Annotated in this window: 16 protein-coding genes; 9 read left to right on the top strand and 7 right to left on the bottom strand. The window is 71.4% G+C overall.

The window, feature by feature from the left end; genetic code table 11:
- Positions 1 to 44: 44 nt before the first annotated feature.
- Positions 45 to 1,289, top strand: coding sequence for a ThuA domain-containing protein (locus ACLF5H_RS30580; protein ID WP_421679241.1), 1,245 nt, complete (start codon positions 45 to 47; stop codon positions 1,287 to 1,289).
- A gap of 20 nt (positions 1,290 to 1,309) precedes the next feature.
- On the opposite strand, the gene ACLF5H_RS30575 is transcribed toward ACLF5H_RS30580, so the two are convergent.
- The 4 genes from ACLF5H_RS30575 to ACLF5H_RS30560 all read right to left on the bottom strand — a co-directional run bounded on the left by ACLF5H_RS30575 (position 1,310) and on the right by ACLF5H_RS30560 (position 5,467).
- A complete protein-coding gene (locus ACLF5H_RS30575) occupies positions 1,310 to 2,206 on the bottom strand; it encodes a LysR family transcriptional regulator (protein ID WP_421679240.1) in 897 nt (298 codons plus the stop codon).
- A gap of 90 nt (positions 2,207 to 2,296) precedes the next feature.
- The gene (locus ACLF5H_RS30570; protein WP_421679239.1) at positions 2,297 to 3,184 is read right to left on the bottom strand and encodes an acyl-CoA dehydrogenase family protein; all 888 of its coding nucleotides are present in this window, start codon (positions 3,182 to 3,184) and stop codon (positions 2,297 to 2,299) included.
- The gene (locus tag ACLF5H_RS30565) at positions 3,181 to 4,314 is read right to left on the bottom strand and encodes an acyl-CoA dehydrogenase family protein (protein WP_421679238.1); all 1,134 of its coding nucleotides are present in this window, start codon (positions 4,312 to 4,314) and stop codon (positions 3,181 to 3,183) included. The genes ACLF5H_RS30570 and ACLF5H_RS30565 overlap by 4 nt, the downstream gene beginning before the upstream one ends.
- A 4-nt stretch (positions 4,315 to 4,318) precedes the next feature.
- On the bottom strand, positions 4,319 to 5,467 hold the full coding sequence (locus ACLF5H_RS30560; protein ID WP_421679237.1) for a CaiB/BaiF CoA transferase family protein: 1,149 nt from the start codon (positions 5,465 to 5,467) through the stop codon (positions 4,319 to 4,321).
- 235 nt (positions 5,468 to 5,702) lie between these two features.
- Here ACLF5H_RS30560 and ACLF5H_RS30555 point away from each other — a divergent pair, with 235 nt between their 5' ends.
- Entirely contained in the window at positions 5,703 to 7,136 is a 1,434-nt protein-coding gene (locus ACLF5H_RS30555; RefSeq protein ID WP_421679236.1) for a CoA transferase, read from the top strand.
- Between the two features lie 87 nt (positions 7,137 to 7,223).
- On the opposite strand, the gene ACLF5H_RS30550 is transcribed toward ACLF5H_RS30555, so the two are convergent.
- Complete coding sequence (locus ACLF5H_RS30550; RefSeq protein ID WP_421679235.1) at positions 7,224 to 7,730, bottom strand: SRPBCC family protein; 507 nt, start codon at positions 7,728 to 7,730, stop codon at positions 7,224 to 7,226.
- A 114-nt stretch (positions 7,731 to 7,844) separates the two neighbouring features.
- Positions 7,845 to 8,855 (bottom strand): GlxA family transcriptional regulator, encoded by a 1,011-nt coding sequence (locus tag ACLF5H_RS30545; RefSeq protein WP_421679234.1) that lies wholly within the window; start codon positions 8,853 to 8,855, stop codon positions 7,845 to 7,847.
- Positions 8,856 to 8,926: 71 nt separating this feature from the next.
- Here ACLF5H_RS30545 and ACLF5H_RS30540 point away from each other — a divergent pair, with 71 nt between their 5' ends.
- Positions 8,927 to 9,601: an HD domain-containing protein gene (locus ACLF5H_RS30540; protein WP_421679233.1), complete on the top strand. Its 675-nt coding sequence runs from the start codon at positions 8,927 to 8,929 to the stop codon at positions 9,599 to 9,601.
- Between the two features lie 61 nt (positions 9,602 to 9,662).
- Complete coding sequence (locus ACLF5H_RS30535) at positions 9,663 to 10,085, top strand: RidA family protein (RefSeq protein WP_421679232.1); 423 nt, start codon at positions 9,663 to 9,665, stop codon at positions 10,083 to 10,085.
- Positions 10,086 to 10,893: 808 nt separating this feature from the next.
- On the opposite strand, the gene ACLF5H_RS30530 is transcribed toward ACLF5H_RS30535, so the two are convergent.
- The gene (locus ACLF5H_RS30530) at positions 10,894 to 11,244 is read right to left on the bottom strand and encodes a hypothetical protein (protein ID WP_421679231.1); all 351 of its coding nucleotides are present in this window, start codon (positions 11,242 to 11,244) and stop codon (positions 10,894 to 10,896) included.
- A gap of 507 nt (positions 11,245 to 11,751) precedes the next feature.
- Here ACLF5H_RS30530 and ACLF5H_RS30525 point away from each other — a divergent pair.
- The 5 genes from ACLF5H_RS30525 to ACLF5H_RS30505 are packed head-to-tail and all read left to right on the top strand — an operon-like array spanning position 11,752 to position 15,906.
- Positions 11,752 to 12,702, top strand: coding sequence for an urea transporter (locus ACLF5H_RS30525; protein WP_421679230.1), 951 nt, complete (start codon positions 11,752 to 11,754; stop codon positions 12,700 to 12,702).
- A 4-nt stretch (positions 12,703 to 12,706) separates the two neighbouring features.
- The gene (locus tag ACLF5H_RS30520; RefSeq protein ID WP_421679229.1) at positions 12,707 to 13,012 is read left to right on the top strand and encodes an urease subunit gamma; all 306 of its coding nucleotides are present in this window, start codon (positions 12,707 to 12,709) and stop codon (positions 13,010 to 13,012) included.
- Positions 13,013 to 13,045: 33 nt separating this feature from the next.
- Positions 13,046 to 13,456 (top strand): urease subunit beta, encoded by a 411-nt coding sequence (locus ACLF5H_RS30515; RefSeq protein WP_421679228.1) that lies wholly within the window; start codon positions 13,046 to 13,048, stop codon positions 13,454 to 13,456.
- Entirely contained in the window at positions 13,456 to 15,180 is a 1,725-nt protein-coding gene (gene ureC, locus ACLF5H_RS30510) for an urease subunit alpha (RefSeq protein ID WP_421679227.1), read from the top strand. Before ACLF5H_RS30515 ends, ureC begins: the two co-directional genes overlap by 1 nt.
- Positions 15,181 to 15,219: 39 nt before the next feature.
- On the top strand, positions 15,220 to 15,906 hold the full coding sequence (locus ACLF5H_RS30505; protein WP_421679408.1) for an urease accessory protein UreF: 687 nt from the start codon (positions 15,220 to 15,222) through the stop codon (positions 15,904 to 15,906).
- Positions 15,907 to 15,936: the final 30 nt, after the last annotated feature.

The raw sequence follows: 15,936 nt of genomic DNA, 5'->3' as shown, positions 1-15,936 counted from the left end.
TCCACCGGCGCCCCATGCCCCGACCCCCCACACAAGGAAGACCCATGGGCAGAACCAGCATCCGGCTTCCCCGCACCATGATCCGCCTGTTCGCCCTGCTGGCCGTCGTGCTCGGCCTCCTGGCGGCCCCCGCCCACCGGGCCCAGGGCGCCACGCCGTTCAAGATCCTGGCGTTCTACGACGGCACCTACGACGCCGCGCACATCAGCTTCGTCCACGAGGCCAACGCGTGGTTCCCGCAGCAGGCGGCGGCGAACGGCTACACGTACACCGCGACCAACGACTGGAACCAGCTGAACACGGCGAACCTCGCGAAATACCAGGTCGTCATGTTCCTGGACAACTATCCCCAGACTACGGCCCAGCGCAGCGCGTTCCAGACGTACATGAACAACGGCGGCGCCTGGATGGGCTTCCATGTGTCGGCGTACAACGACCAGACGCCCAGCGACTGGTCCTGGTACCACGAGACCTTTCTCGGCACCGGCACCTTCCGGTCCAACACCTGGGGTCCGACCTCCGAGACGCTGAGGATCGAGGACCCGGACCACCCGGCGACGGCGGGCCTGCCGTCGACGATCACCTCGTCGGTCAGCGAGTGGTACAGCTGGCAGTACGACCTGCGGCAGAACCCGGACATCGACATCCTGGCCTCGATGGACCAGTCGACCTTCCCGATCGGCACGGACCCCGACCAGTCCTGGTACAGCGGTTACTACCCGATCGTATGGTCCAACCGTAACTATAAGATGATCTACAATAACTTCGGCCACAACGCCATGGACTACGCCACGAACACGACGCTGTCGTCCACGTTCGGCAGCGCCGAGCAGAACAAGCTGCTGCTCCAGGGGCTGCGCTGGCTCGGCGGCGCGTCCGGCCCCGTCACCCCGCCGCCCGGCGGCGGCTCGGGCGCGATCAAGGGCATCGGCGGCAAGTGCGCGGACGTCGCAGGCGCGAACTCGGCGAACGGCACCGCCGTCCAGCTCTACGACTGCAACGGCACCGGCGCCCAGACATGGACCGTCGGCTCCGACGGGACGCTGCGCGCGCTGGGCAAGTGCATGGACGTCGCGGCGGCCGGAACCGCCAACGGCACGAAGGTGCAGCTGTACGACTGCAACGGCACCGGCTCCCAGGTCTGGCGGCAGGGCGGCGACGGCTCGCTGGTGAACCCCCAGTCGGGCAAGTGCCTCGACGCCACCGACCAGAGCTCGGCCAACGGCACCCGGTTGCAGATCTGGTCCTGCACCGGATCCGCCAACCAGACCTGGACCCTGCCGTCCTGAACCCGCGCGCGGCCCGGCCGTCAGCCCGCGAACGAGGCGCCCGCGAGGGCCAGCAGCGAGCGTACGGCCGGGTCGGCGTGCGGCCGGTGCAGGGCCGCGATGGTGGTGGTGAGTTCGGGAGCCTCGTCGGTGAGCGGGAGGAAGCGGACGCCCGGGAAGGAGAGCGCGGCGGTGTGCTCGGGGGCGAGGGTGACGCACAGGCCGGAGGCGACGTAGCTGAGCAGGCCGGGCAGATCGTCGGCGTGGGCACGGACGGTGGGGACGAAACCCGCGCGGTCGCAGGCCAGCAGCGCGCGCCGGGCCAGTTGCTGGAGCGGCCCGTCACCGGCGAGGGCGAAGGAGTCCTCGCGCAGGTCGGTCAGGGCGACGCGGCCGGCCCCGGCGAGGCGGTGCGCCACGGGCAGGGCCGCGGCCAGGCGTTCCACGGTGAGCCGGTGGACGGTCAGGTCGTCGATGTCTTGCGGGGGCTGGCGTACCAGCGCGAGTTCCACGGTGCCGCTGCGGACGAGGTCGATCAGGGCGGCGGTGGATCCCTGCCGCACATGCAGGCGCAGACCCGGCAGCTGCTCGGCGGCGTCGGCGAGCAGGCGCGGCAGGTGCCAGTGGCCGAGGCTGTTGACGAAGCCGACGCGCAGCTCACCCTCCGCTCCGCGGGCGATCCGGCGGGCGCGGGCGACGGCGGACTCCTGTGCCTCCAGTATCCGCCGGGCGTCGGCCGCGAAGGCCTCACCGGCGGGCGTGAGGCTGACGCCCTGACTGCTCCGGGTGCACAGACGGGTACCGATGATCCGCTCCAGACGCTGGACCGCCTGGCTGAGCGGGGGCTGACTCATCATCAGGCGGCTTGCCGCGCGGCCGAAATGCTTCTCCTCGGCGAGCACGGTGAACTGTTCCAACAGGCGGGGCGTGAGATCCATGAGGTGAGCGTAGATCGGGTGGTGGGCGGTGAACGGTGCCAGGCCGGACGTACGGACCCCGGCCCGGCCGGGGTCCGTGGGACGCGCGGGTCAGACGGCGAGCAGCGCCCAGACGTCGTCCGCGGCGAGCGCCTCGCGGCCCAGCAGCGCGTTCCAGTACGACTCGTCGCCGTCCTCGTCGCGCCAGGACCACAACCGGGTGGTGGCGAACCGCAGTTCGCTGAGCTCGGTGAAGCCGACGGCGCCGTGCAGCTGGTGGGCGATGCGGGCGATCTCGGCGACCGAGGCGGATGCCTGCGCCTTGGCGGCCGCCACACCGACCAGCGACAGCTCACGAGCGGCGGCGTCCACCGCGGCGCGCACCAGCGCGGACTCCTCGATCAGCCGGGCCTCCTCCTGTTTGACGGCCTGGAAACGGCTGAGCGGGCGGCCGAACTGGGTGCGGGTGGTGGTGTGCTGGACCGTCAGCTCGACGCAGCGCTCGGCGGCGCCCGCGATGAGCGCCGCGCGGGCGAGGGCGGCACGGAGCCCGGCCTGCGCGAGTTCGGCCGGGGTGAGCGGGCGGACGTCGACGGCGGCCACCGCGTAGTCGCGCAGATAGAGGGTGTCGCGGGGCTCACCGGCGAGGTTGGTGCCGGGGACGGCGGTGGTACGGGCCGGGTCGACCGGGAACAGTACGGGCCCGCCCGGCCCCTCGGTCAGCACGAGGACCGTGGAGGTGGCCCCGTACGGCACCCGGGGCAGGGTGCCCGAGACCCGGAGCGCGGCGTCCTCGCCCGAGGTGCCGACCGGGCCGACCCGGGTGACGGCGGGGTGGGCGTAGGCGAGCGTGAGGCCGTGGGCGAGCGCGACGGCCGACGGGCCCTCGGGGAGGACGACGCCGAGGTGCCCGACCACGGTCTCGGTGAAGGGGCCCGGCCCGGCGAGGCGGCCGGCCTCGCACAGGGCGGCGACGCGGGTGGCGAGGGTGGTGGTCATGACTGCCGCTCCAGACCGCGGGTGATGATGCCGCGAAGGATCTCGTTGGTGCCGCCGCGCAGGGTGTAGCCGGGACTGTGCAGCAGCGCGTAGGCGAGGTGGTGAGGGTAGGAGCCGGGCGTGGCCCCGGTGTCGGCGGTACGGGGCAGGATGCGCCGTACCTCGTGGACGAGTTCACCCTCCAGGCGCGTACCCAGGTCCTTGACCAGCGCGGCCCGCACATCGGCGGGGCGCTGCGCGTCCAGCGCGTCGGCGACGCCGAGCGAGAGCTGCCGTATCGCGGAGATCCGGGCGAGCAGGGCGCCGAGCCGGGCCTGCTGGTCGGGAGTGGCCGCGCCCCGGCGCAGTTCGCGGGTCAGCGAGACCAGCAGCGGGAAGGTGGAGAGGTAACGCTCGGGCCCGCTGCGTTCAAAGGCCAGCTCGCCGGTGACCTGCTTCCAGCCGTCACCCTCCTGACCGAGCAGCATGCCGTCGGGGACCTCGACGCCGTCGAGGTGGAACCAGTTGAAGGTGTGCTCGCCGGTCAGCAGGCGGATCGGCTCGGTGCGTACGCCGGGGGCGCGCAGGTCCACGATGAACTGGCTGAGCCCCTGGTGCCGGTCCTCGTGCTCGCCGGTACGGGCCAGCACGATCGCGTAGTCGTTGACATGCGCGCCGCCGGTCCACTTCTTCGTACCGGTCAACCGCCAGCCGCCGGGCACCCGTTCGGCGCGGGTCCGCACATTGGCCAGGTCGGAGCCGGCCTCCTGCTCGCTCATGCCGATGGAGAAGAAGCAGCGCCCGGCCGCGATGGCGGGCAGGAACCGCTCTTTCTGCCCCTCGGTGCCATGGGCCAGGATCGAGGGCCCGGCCTGGCGGTCGGCGACCCAGTGCGCGGAGACCGGCGCCCCGGCGGCGAGCAATTCCTCGATCACGACGACGCGGGCGGCGAATCCGCGCCCACCGCCCCCGTATTGGGGCGGCAGCGCCATGCCGACCCAGCCGCGTCCGGCGAGCCGGCGGCTGAAGTCCGGGTCCCAGCCGGTCAGCCAGGAGTCGGGGCGGCCGAGCACGGTACCGCGGGCGCGCTCCTCGGCGAGGAAGTCCCGCACCTCCCGGCGCACTTTCAGGGTGTCGGTGGTATCGGTCATGAAACTACTCCTCATTGAGCAGGGCGGGATCGAAACCGGCCTCGCGGAGCACTTCGTCGGTGTGCTGGCCGAGGGCGGGGCAGGGGCGCACGGTCGGTTCGGGGTCGGCGGAGTAGCGCACCGGACGGGCGATGGAGCGGTAGCCGCCCTCGGTGGGGTGCTCGGCCTCGGCCAGCAGACCGCCCTCGCGGGCGTAGGCGGTGGCGACGGCCGACTCCAGGCTGTGCACGGGCGCGGCCGGGATGCCGACGCCATCGCAGAACTCCTGCCATTCGGCGCACGTGTGAGTCACCGTCATCTCGTCCAGCACGCGGTACATCTCGTCGGCGTTGCGGGCCCGCAGCGCGCGGTCGGCGAACCGTGGATCGGCGGCGAGCTCCGGGCGGCCGGCGAAGGCGCAGAAGTCCCGCCAGTTGCGGTCGCTGTGGGGCAGGACGCACATCCAGCCGTCCGCCGTGCGCTGCGCCCGCCGGGTGCGGCTGAGCGAGCGCGGCGCGCCGAACTCGCCGTCCATGACCGCCCCGGCCAGATGCTCGACCAGGTTGAAGGCGAGCATGGTGTCGGCCATCGGCACCTCGATGTGCTGACCGCCGCCGCCGTGCTCCCGGTGCAGCAGGGCGGCGAGTACGGCCTGGCTGATCTGCAGTCCGCAGACCTTGTCGGCGATCAGGCTGGGCACGAACCGCGGTTCACCGCTCGCCCGTTGATTGAGCCACACCAGCCCGGTGACGGCCTGGATGATGTCGTCGTACGCGGCGCGGGTGCCGAGCGCCGAGTCGGAGCGGAAACCCTGCGCGTTGACGTACACCACGCCGGGGTTGACGGCCCGCAGCTCCTCGTACCCGAGCCGGAGCCGGTCCAGGGCCTGCGGGCGGACGTTGGTGAGGAACACGTCCGCGGTACGGATCAGGGCCAGCAGCGCGTCGCGGCCGTGCGGCGCCTTGAGGTCGATGAGCGCACTGCGCTTGTTGCGGTTGAGATGGAGTCCGGCGCCGCCCATCCCCGGGTGACGGGAGGGCGGGTAATGGCGGGTCATGTCGCCGCCCGGGGGCTCCACCTTGATGATGTCCGCGCCCAGGTCACCGAGTTGCTGTGCGGCGTACGGGACCATGATCACGCTGCCCAGCTCGACGACGCGGACTCCGGAAAGCATTCCTTTCACTGCGTTCCTCTCATTCGTTGCGACGCCTTCAAGAAAATCCCGCACCACAGGGCGTGTCCAATACCAGCTGCCCGGCCGGCTGATAGCGAACCGGATATAGCGGCAGGTCAGGCGGGATGTATAGGGGTTTGCATATCGCTATCAGCCGCCGTTGGTATTGGACGTACGTCAATTCACGGCGCTGTCATGGAAATACGAACCCGGCCACTACGGAAGGACGAGGGCCATGACCGCGAGCGCGACGGAGAACACGACCGCGTACCACGCACTACAGGACCTCTACCGCCAGCTCGGCATCACCGGCGAGGAGACCGGCGGGAAGGTGACCGTCACCGGCGCCGACCCGCAGACCCCCTCCGTGCACCGCATCGGCGAAGCCTGCGCCGCCGCCCTCGCGGCGCTCGGCACCGAGGTGTCGGCGCTGTGGCGGGAGCGGGACGGGGAGGGGCAGGACGTGACGGTCTCCGTCGAGTCCGCGATCCACCAGCTGATGGCGGTCTTCCTCACCCGGGCGAGCGGTGTGCCGGTGAGCGAGCTGATCGAGGACCCCAACCTGCTGGGCAACAGCGACTTCTACCGCGCGGGCGACGGCCGCTACGTCTATGTGCTGCTTTCCTACCCGCAGTTGCGCGACATCGCCTGCGAGGTGCTGGACTGCCCGCCCGGCCGGCAGCGCATGGCGGACGCGATCGCGCACTGGGACGCCTTCGAGCTGGAGGAGGCGATCTGCTCGCGCGGCGGCACCGCGGTCGCCGTACGCACCCGGCAGGAGTGGCGAGCCCACCCGCAGGGCCGACTGCTGGACGGGCGGCCCCTGATCCACCTGGAGAAGGTGGGGGAGAGCGCGCCCGAGCCGTTCCCGGTCGCTGGGGAGCTGCCGTCGGCCCTGCCGCTGACCGGGCTGCGGGTGCTGGACAACTCGCATGTCATCGCGGGCCCGATCGCCGCGCGGATCTCCGCCGAGCTGGGCGCCGACGTACTGCACGTCTCCTCGCCCGCGCATCCCGACCCCATCGGGATGATCATCGAGACCGGGATCGGCAAGCGCGCCGCCTTCTGCGATCTGCTCGACCCCACGCAGGCCGCGGCCTTCCGGCGGGTGCTCGCCGGGGCGGACGTGTACGTCAGCAACTACCTCAACCTGGACACCAAGGGCTTTGGACCCGAGGCGTTGTTCGAGCAGCGGCCCGGTCTGGTGGTGCTCGACTATCACGGCTGGGGCCTGTCCGGCCCCTGGTCGCGGCGTGGCGGTTTCGACCAACTCGCCTGCGCGGCCACCGGGTTCGCCGCCGAGGAGGGCACCTTCGACGGTCCGAGGCTGCCGCCGACCTATCTGCTCAACGACTACCTCGCGGCGATCCTCGGTACGGCCGGAGCGATCGAGGCGCTGCGCCGCCGGGCCCGCGAGGGGGGCGGCTGGCGGGTGCACATCGACCTGGCGAAGGTGTGCATGTGGGTGCAGGACCTGGGGCTGTTCCCGCGTGCCGACGTCGCCGTGCTGCCCGCCCCCGACCCCACCCGCGCCGTAGGCGAACTGGCCACCGTGCACGGGCCCTTCGGCGAGGTCAGGTACCTGCCCACCCGTATCGCGTACTCGACCCTGCGGCCGCGCCTCGACCGCTCCGCCGAACCGCTCGGCGCCTCGCCTCTGGCCTGGTGACCCCTCCCGCGAACTCCCCGCCGGTGCAGCCGCGTTCGGGCCACCAGGACTCCGGCGCGATTGCGCTCTTGTCCCTTCGGGCCGGCGTCAGTGCGCGTCGGTCTCCAGTTCCCGCTTCAGATTGCGCAGCGTCGCGCGGATGTTGCGGGTCTGGAAGGCGGCGAAGGTGTGTCCCGCGGTGGCGATCCGGTCGAAGGTGCCGGCCACGAAGTCGGGCCAGGCGCGGCGGTCGTCCGTCCAGGTCTCGGTGACCCGCGTGCCGCCGTCGGCGGGCTCGAAACGGTACTCCCAGGTGGCGATCGGGCCGCGCAGGCGCGGTCGGCCGATGCCGATGGCGTGCACGCGGAAGGCGAAGCGGCGGCGGGGCTCGGCCGCCGTGACCGTGCACCGGGTCACCCAGCGGAACCGGCCGCGCTTGTTCCGCCCGACGAACGTGGTGCCGACCCCCGCCGGTGCGCGCCCCGTGCCCTCCGTGGTGCCGAGATTCTCCGGACTCCAGCGGCCCATGTCACCGGGACGGCATATGGCCTGGTAGGCCACCTCGGGCGGTACGTCGATATGAATGCTGTCGCTCACCGTGAACACGCGGGCCATGGGGCACCTTTCCTCGACACGTCGACACGTCGGCAGCTTGGAGTTACCGGCCAGTAAGGGATTGTGGCACGCCGCCCTCAGCGGTCGATCGCATCGGTACGCGCAAGGGCTTCTTCAACGGGCGGCGGCCGTGTCACCGGCGCGGGTGCGCGCCATCGGGACCGTCGGCGGACCGGCCGGGCCCCGCGAGGCCAGGCGGGTGAAGGCGCGGCGGTAGGCGGTGGGGGTGGTGTCCAGCGTGCGCCGGAAGTGCAGCCGCAGATTGGCCGCCGTGCCCAGTCCGCAGTCCCGCGCCACCTGGTCCACCGACCGGTCCGTGGACTCCAGCAGTTCCCGCGCCCTGCCGAGCCGGGCGCCGAGCAGCCACTGCAACGGGGTCGTGCCCGTCTCCTCGGTGAACCGGCGCATGAAGGTGCGCTGTGAGAGGCCCGCGTGCCGGGCGAGCACGCGCAGCGTGAGCGGCTCGCCGAGCCGGTGCAGGGCCCAGCCGCGGGTAGCGGAGAGCGACGCCTCGCCCGCCACCGCGACGGGAGCCGGCACGTACTGGGCCTGCCCGCCGTCCCGGTGCGGGGCCGCGACCAGACCGCGGGCGATCTGGTTGGCCACCTCCGCGCCGAGGTCCCGGCGGACGATGTGCAGGCACAGGTCGATGCCGCAGCACACCCCGGCCGAGGTGAGCACATCGCCCTCGTCGACGTAGAGCACGTCACGGTCGACCATGACCGCCGGGAAGTCCCGCTCGAAGTCGTCGATGTGCTGCCAGTGGGTGGTGGCGTGCAGCCCGTCCAGTACGCCCGCCGCGGCCAGTGCGAAGGCACCCGTGCAGATCGACACCACGCGCCTGCCCCGGTCGCGGGCTTCGGCCAGTGTCTGGAGCACGGCGTCCGGCAGCGTGCTGATCGGTTCGAACCCCGGCACGATCACGGTGTCGGCGGTGCGCACCTGCTCAAGGCCCCCGTCGGCGACCAGGGCGAAACCCGCGGTGGTCCGCACCTTCGTGTCCAGCGCGCACAGGGTCATCTCATAGGTGGTCTCCGGCCGGGCGGTGAAGATCTGCGTCGGGATCGCCAGGTCGAGCGGGGTGACTCCGTCCAGCGCCAGGACCGCGATGTGATGCACTGTCATGGCAAGATTCTAACGAAGCATGGAAATTTTGCCGCTCGCCAGGTCACGGCCGTCCCGGCCAGGCTGAAGGCATGACCGGACCTACTCACGAGGCGACCGCCGACCCGATCGCACTGCCCGGCACGCCACTTGCCGACGCCGTCATCGAACTCATCCGATCGGTGGAGACGCCGTCCGTCTTCCACCACAGCATCCGCAGCTACCTGTTCGCCCGGCTGCTCGCCGGTCGGCGCGGGCTGGCGGCCGACCGCGACTACGACGACGACCTGCTGTTCGCGGCGTGCGCGATGCACGACCTCGGTGTGGCGTCGGACGGGCCGCACACCCAGCGGTTCGAAGTCGAAGGCGCCGACCGGGCCGCCGCGTTCCTCATCGACCACGCGGTGCCCGAAGCCGACGCCGACCAGGTCTGGCAGGCCATCGCCCTGCACACCTCGCCGGGCATCGCGGAGCGGCGCGGCACGCTCTGCGTGCTCGTTCGCGAGGGAGTGGGCCTCGACTTCGACGACCCGGTGGGCGCCGGCCACCTCAGCGTCGTCACGGACGAGCAGGCCGAAGCCGTGCACGCCGTCTATCCACGCCTGGACATGGTCCGTTCCCTCACCGACGCGATCGTCGCGCAGGCGGCCAAGGACCCGAAGAACGCGCCCCGGCACACGGTCCCCGGCGAATTGCTCCGTGAACGCGAGACCTACGGCCGGACCCGGCTGGAGCACGCCTACCGCGCGTCCCGCTGGGGCAACTGACTCCACCGGCCGTACGAACCATCGACAAAGAGAACAAAGAGAAAGAGAAGGACACACCGCAATGACCGTCCGCACCATCGAGGTCCCCGAGGACAACCCGGTCTTCGGAGAAACCACCAGCGCCTTCGCGGACTTCGGCTATTCCGCCGCCGTCCGCGCGCAGGGCCTCCTGTTCATCGCCGGAACGATCGGTCGCCGCGCCGACGGAACCATCCCGGACACCATCGAGGAGCAGACCGAGATCGCCCTGCGGAAGATCGAGGAGATCCTGCGTTTGGAGGACCTCGACATGTCCGCCCTCGTCGATGTCACCAGCTACCACGTCGACATCCGTCGCCATCTCCCCGGCTTCGTCGAGGCCAAGCGGCGGCTCGTCGAAGCGCCCTACCCGACCTGGACGATCATCGGAGTCAGCGGCCTCGCCAGCCCGGGCCTCCTCATCGAGATCCGCGCGACGGCCGCCTACCCCGACGCGACCCGCTAGCGACCACCGCTCCTGGGCCCGCCCACGAGCCCCTGCACTGAAGACGCGGACCGACCTCCAGAACGGCCCACGCACCCGCCGGTCGGCCGGTCGGGGGTGTGCTCTTGCCGGTCTGCCGGTCGGGACGTGCCCTCGCCGCTCCGTCGGTCGGCCCGCGCGCTCGCTGGTTTGCTGGTCGGGGCGTGAGCTTGCTGGTTTGCCGGTCGGCCCGTGCTCTTGCCGATCCGCTGGTCGGGGCGTGCCCTCGCCGGTTTGCCGGAGGGCTCACGCACCCGCTGGCTCGCCGGTCGGCCCGCGCACTCGCCGGTTTGCCGTACGGCCCGTGCTCTTGCCGATCCGCCAGTCGGGGCGCGTCCTCGCCGATCCGTCGGACAGCCCGCGCACCCGCCGATCCGCCGTACGGCCCCGGCCGCCGTGCGGTGAACACCGGACCGGCGACGGGGGAGCGCGCTCCGGCCGGGCCGGTTGCCGGGCCGGTCTCGGCCGGAGCGCGCCTGAGGGGGCAGTACCTCGGCGTGCGTCCCCGGGCGAACAGATCGCCGTACACAGAGACGGTGCCCGCGCCGACCTGGAGCCGTCGCCTTGTCCAGACCCCCTCACCCCGGACCGCGGCCAGAGCCGCGGCGCTCGGCGTCGCGGGTCGTGGAACTCGGCCCGGTGGCTCGCGCGGCGGCGGACACCTCGACGCGCGCCCGGAATTGCCCCGGCTGCCGTCACGCGCAGGACTACCCGCCAGGGAGCCGGAACCGGCATCGAGGTGTTCCGACGCGCCGAGCCGCTCGCCCTGTGCGGGCCCTACAGCCGGGCTCTACAGCCGCTGAGCGAAACCGCACCACCTGGCCACGTAGGCGAGCTTGCCGTTCTTGTCGGCCACGCGCGCCCATTCATTGCCGCGCAACCCGCTGCTTCCGTCGGCGTATTTGCAGGTGTAGGAACCGCCCTTGACCGACGCACCGCAGTCCGACTTCTGGTACCAGCACCAGGCGCCCATGCTACAGCCGGACAGGTGGCCGACGATCTTGCCGCCGGCGCTCGCGGAGTCGCGGATGTTGAGAGCGCAGTCGTTGCCGGGGTTGGGCGTCATGTACCAGTGGGTCGCGGCCTGGCGCGCGGGACGGGACTCGCTCGCCGCGGCCGTACCGACAAGCCCGAGTCCCATGAGTGCGGCGGCGGATGCCACACAGACCATCCGCCGGGCATGACTTTTCCGGACCATCTTTCCCCCATGTGCATGGAAGGTGATTCTGGTGCGTTTACCAGGATTTCCATCCAGTGACGCACAGTCAACGCTTTGCTCCCGATCAGCGAATCCTGTCCGGTTCGCGTTCGCTCACAAGAGGGACACAGGCCGCCGGGCCGGTGCCTTGGCGGAGCCGCGGTGACGTCCACCGCGACCCCTGACTGCCGGTCAGCTCTTGGCCTCGATCAATCCAAGAGACGTTCAACGACTGGCTGGATCAAGGTCAAGATGCGACGCCCTCGGCCCTCGGCCCGGCCGCACTGCCTGCGGTGATTCCCCTTGGTGTCCAGGCGGTCACCAACTGGGTTCGATCTTGGTGGCCGAGGCCGGGCGTAGGGTTCAACAAAGTGTTGAAGCGGTTCTCATCTCCCCCGGTCCGAGGGGGCGTTGATGGCTCCGTCGTGTCCTCAAACAGGGAGAATACCCATGCCCGCAGCCGGTCAGGCGGTACGGCCCATGGGCCCCGGACCGATCGCTGTCGGGCGGGCGTCCCTGCACGGCATCGCACAGGTCACGCTCAGCGCGAACCCATGGACGGGACTGCTGTTCCTCGCCGCGCTCTTCGCCGACGACCGATGGCTCGGCGGCTACGGACTGCTCGGCACGCTCGTGTCCACGGGGGCGGCGGCCGCACTGCGCACCGCCCGGGACGGCCGACTCGGCCAGGGGCTGGAGGGGTACTGCGGTTGCCTCGTCGGCATCGCGCTGCTCGTCCGGCTCGGCGCCTCATGGCGGACCGCGCTGCTCGTCGTCCTCGCCGCCGCCGTCTGCTCGATCCTGACCGCCGCGGCCGTCCGCCTCCTCGGGCTCGCCCAACTGCCCGTGCTGACCGCGCCGTACTGCCTCGTCGCGAGCGTCCTGGCGATGGCGCTGCCCTCGAACGCGGCGGCGGCCCCGACGCCGGTCGCCGCGGCCACCGGAGTGTCCATGGCGGACCTCGGTCACGCCTTCTGCGACAACATCGGTCAGGTCTTCTTCCTCGACAAGTGGTACGCGGGCCTGATCGTCCTCGCCGGACTGCTCGTCACCTCCTGGCGCGCGGCCGTCGTCGCCGCCTGCGGCAGCGCCGTCGCGGTCCTGACCGCCTGGGCCATGGGCCTGCCCGCCGACCGCATCGCCGAGGGGCTCTACGGCTACAACGCGGTGCTCGTCGCCATCGCCCTGGCGGCCACCTTCCTGACCCCGACTCGCTGGACCACCGGCTACGCCGTACTCGCCGCCGTGGCCTCGGTCCCTCTCACCACCGCCTGGACCGCCGTTGTCCAGCCGTCCGGCGGATCACCTTTCACCTGGCCGTTCGTAGTGACGACCTGGCTCTTCCTGGCGGCCGCACCGGCGATGGACCGGCCCGGTATGCCGTACGAGAAAGCGAAGTGACGCGATGAACCTCGCACCACGCGAAATCGACAAGCTCCACGTCTACGTGGTGGCGGACCTGGCCCGGCGCCGCAGGGACCGGGGCACCAAGCTCAACTACGGCGAAGCCGCCGCACTGATCACCGAGGCCGTGCTCGAAGGCGCCCGGGACGGCCACACCGTCGCCGAGTGCATGGAACTGGGCCGCAAGGTCGTCACCGCCGACGAGGTCATGCCCGGGGTGCGCGACATGCTCACCGTCCTCCAGGTCGAGACGGCCTTCGTGGACGGCACGAAGCTGGTCACCTGCCACGACCCGATCAGCGCCTGAACCACACCTCCTGAACCACCGAGGGGACCAACGATGTCTGGTGGAGCCCACTACCTCTACGGGGACGACCCCGTGGAGATCAACTCCGGCCGAGCCAAGGTCAGTCTCACCGTCGCCAACACCGGGGACCGTGCGGTACAGATCGGCTCGCACTACCACTTCTTCGAGGTCAACCGCGCGCTGCGGTTCGACCGCGAGGCCGCCTACGGCATGCACCTGGACATCCCGTCCGGCACCGCCGTGCGCTTCGAGCCCGGCGACACCCGCGAGGTCGAGCTGTGCGCCTTCGGCGGCACCCGGCGGCTCGTCGGCTTCGCCGGACTCGTCAACGGCGGACTGAACGCCGGGGATACCCGGCGGGCCGCGCTGCGCCGCGCCGCGCAGCTGGGATTCGCCACCACCGGCGGCGACTCCGCCACCGACAACGAGGGGACCGACCACTGATGGCGATCATCCCGCGCCGGCAGTACACCGATCTGTTCGGCCCCACCGTGGGCGACCGGTTCCACCTCGCCGACACCAATCTGCTGGTCGAGGTCGAGTACGACCACAACGCCGGCTCCTACGGGGACGAGGCCGTCTACGGCGGCGGCAAGGCCATCCGCGACGGCATGGCGCAGGACCCCGCCGCGCTCAACCGCGAGGGCGCCCTGGACCTGGTGATCACCAATGTCGTCGTCCTCGATGCGGTGCTCGGTGTCGTCAAGGGCGACATCGGCGTCCGCGAGGGCCTGATCGTCGGCGTCGGCAAGGCCGGAAACCCCCATGCGCAGAACGGCGTCCACCCCAAGCTGGTCATCGGGCCCGGCACCGAGGTGATCTCCGGCGAGCACCTGATCGCCACCGCCGGCGGGGTCGACACCCATATCCACTTCATCTCGCCCCAGCAGGCCCAGGAGGGCCTGTCCAACGGCATCACCACCTTCTTCGGCGGTGGCACCGGACCGACCGACGGCAGCAACGGCACCACCTGCACCCCCGGACCCTGGAACATCCACCGGATGCTGGAGGCCGCCGAGGACCTGCCGGTCAACGTCGGTCTGCTCGGCAAGGGCAACGGCAGCCTGCCCGAGGCGCTCCGTGAACAGGTCGAAGCGGGTGTGTCGGGCCTGAAGGTGCACGAGGACTGGGGCGCCACCCCCGCCGCCATCGACAACGCGCTGCGGGTGGCCGACGAGCACGACGTGCAGCTCGCCGTGCACACCGACACCCTCAACGAGGGCGGCTTCTTCGAGGACACCTTGTCCGCGATCGACGGCCGGACCATCCACACCTTCCACACCGAGGGCGCGGGCGGCGGCCACGCCCCCGACATCATGCGGGTCTCCGGCGAGCCCAACGTGCTGCCGGCCTCCACCAACCCGACCCTGCCGTACACCATCAACTCGGTGGACGAGCTGCTGGACATGGTGATGGTCTGCCACCACCTGTCCCGTGACATCCCCGAGGACGTGTCGTTCGCCGACAGCCGGGTGCGCGCCGAGACCATCGCGGCGGAGACGGTGCTGCACGACCTCGGCGTGATCAGCATCTTCTCCTCCGACTCCCAGGCCATGGGCCGGGTCGGCGAGTCCTTCGCCCGCGCCTTCCAGACCGCGCACCACTGCAAGGAGATGCGCGGCGCCCTGGCCGAGGACGGTTCGCGCAACGACAACGCGCGCGTCCTGCGCTATCTGGCGAAGCTCACCATCAACCCGGCGATCGCGGTGGGCGCCGCCGATGTGATCGGCTCGCTGGAGCCCGGGAAGCTCGCCGACATCGTGCTCTGGCCGATCCATTCCTTCGCCGCCAAGCCCAAGCTGATCATCAAGGGCGGCATGGTGAACTGGGCGCTGATGGGCGACCCCAACGCCTCCCTGCCCACCCCCCAACCGGTCTACTACCGGCCGATGTTCGGCGCCCACGGCCGGGCCGGGCAGCGGACCTCCGTCACCTTCATGTCGCAGGCGGCCATCGCCGCCGGCGTCCCCGGAGAGCTGGGCCTCGGGCGCCGGATCGAACCCGTGCGGCGCTGCCGGACCGTCGGCAAGCAGCACATGGTCCGCAATGACGCGCTGCCGCGCATCGAGGTGGACCCGGAGACGTACAAGGTCACCGTCGACGGCGAGCCCGCCACCATCGAACCGGCCGAACGCCTCCCGCTCAACCAGCTCTTCTACATCGTCTGACCCGCCCGGCACGAACGGAGACCCGGCGTGCACGACCCGATGCCGACACAAGCGCTGCTGACCGGGCTCCAGCTCACGGACTCGGCCTTCCCCAGCGGCTACTACACCCTCTCCCACGGCCTGGAGGGCTTCCAGCAGGCCCACGCGGTCACGCCCCGCACGCTGCCCGCCCTCCTGCACGACCTGCTCCGGCACAGCGTGGGGCCCGCCGACGCGACCGCCCTCGCCCTCACCCACCGCGCGGTCGGCGCGGACGACTGGGACCATGTGGTCGCCGTGGAACGGCGGTTGTACGCCGCGAAACTGGGCCGCGAGGCCCGGCAGGCCACCGTCCGCACCGGCCGGCAACTGCTCGACCTGGCCGGTGAGGTCTACGGCACCCGGCCGATCGAGCGCTACCGCTCGCTGTACCGCGAGGGCGCGGTACGCGGCTGCCAGCCGGTCGTCGTCGGCGTCGTCCACGCCGCGGGCGAACTCACCACCCGGCAGGCGGTCACCTGCGAGCTGTTCGCCTTCGCGGCCGGCTTCGTCGGCGCCGCCCTGCGACTGCGGCTCACCGACCACCGCCGGGCCCAGGTCGTCCTGCACGGCGCCGCCCCGGTGATCGAGGAGACCGTCGAGGCGGCCCTGAACCGCGAACTGGCCGACCTGGGCGGCTGTGTGCCCGTGGCGGACGTCATGGCCGGCCGCCACGAACGCGCGGAGGCCCGGCTCTTCGCCAGCTAGCGGCCGTCGCGCGCACCCATCGACGAGAAG

Source organism: Streptomyces sp. LaBMicrA B280, assembly GCF_049222185.1.
Lineage (GTDB): Bacteria > Actinomycetota > Actinomycetes > Streptomycetales > Streptomycetaceae > Streptomyces > Streptomyces murinus.
Note: the sequence above shows the minus strand (reverse complement) of the source record. Positions and strands in the feature narration are given on the sequence as shown.

Coding starts and splice junctions, on each gene's coding strand:
- ACLF5H_RS30580 (WP_421679241.1), top strand. CDS start 45: ATGGGCAGAACCAGCATCCGGCTTCCCCGCACCATGATCCGCCTGTTC.
- ACLF5H_RS30575 (WP_421679240.1), bottom strand. CDS start 2,206: ATGGATCTCACGCCCCGCCTGTTGGAACAGTTCACCGTGCTCGCCGAG.
- ACLF5H_RS30570 (WP_421679239.1), bottom strand. CDS start 3,184: ATGACCACCACCCTCGCCACCCGCGTCGCCGCCCTGTGCGAGGCCGGC.
- ACLF5H_RS30565 (WP_421679238.1), bottom strand. CDS start 4,314: ATGACCGATACCACCGACACCCTGAAAGTGCGCCGGGAGGTGCGGGAC.
- ACLF5H_RS30560 (WP_421679237.1), bottom strand. CDS start 5,467: ATGCTTTCCGGAGTCCGCGTCGTCGAGCTGGGCAGCGTGATCATGGTC.
- ACLF5H_RS30555 (WP_421679236.1), top strand. CDS start 5,703: ATGACCGCGAGCGCGACGGAGAACACGACCGCGTACCACGCACTACAG.
- ACLF5H_RS30550 (WP_421679235.1), bottom strand. CDS start 7,730: ATGGCCCGCGTGTTCACGGTGAGCGACAGCATTCATATCGACGTACCG.
- ACLF5H_RS30545 (WP_421679234.1), bottom strand. CDS start 8,855: ATGACAGTGCATCACATCGCGGTCCTGGCGCTGGACGGAGTCACCCCG.
- ACLF5H_RS30540 (WP_421679233.1), top strand. CDS start 8,927: ATGACCGGACCTACTCACGAGGCGACCGCCGACCCGATCGCACTGCCC.
- ACLF5H_RS30535 (WP_421679232.1), top strand. CDS start 9,663: ATGACCGTCCGCACCATCGAGGTCCCCGAGGACAACCCGGTCTTCGGA.
- ACLF5H_RS30530 (WP_421679231.1), bottom strand. CDS start 11,244: ATGGGACTCGGGCTTGTCGGTACGGCCGCGGCGAGCGAGTCCCGTCCC.
- ACLF5H_RS30525 (WP_421679230.1), top strand. CDS start 11,752: ATGCCCGCAGCCGGTCAGGCGGTACGGCCCATGGGCCCCGGACCGATC.
- ACLF5H_RS30520 (WP_421679229.1), top strand. CDS start 12,707: ATGAACCTCGCACCACGCGAAATCGACAAGCTCCACGTCTACGTGGTG.
- ACLF5H_RS30515 (WP_421679228.1), top strand. CDS start 13,046: ATGTCTGGTGGAGCCCACTACCTCTACGGGGACGACCCCGTGGAGATC.
- ureC (WP_421679227.1), top strand. CDS start 13,456: ATGGCGATCATCCCGCGCCGGCAGTACACCGATCTGTTCGGCCCCACC.
- ACLF5H_RS30505 (WP_421679408.1), top strand. CDS start 15,220: ATGCCGACACAAGCGCTGCTGACCGGGCTCCAGCTCACGGACTCGGCC.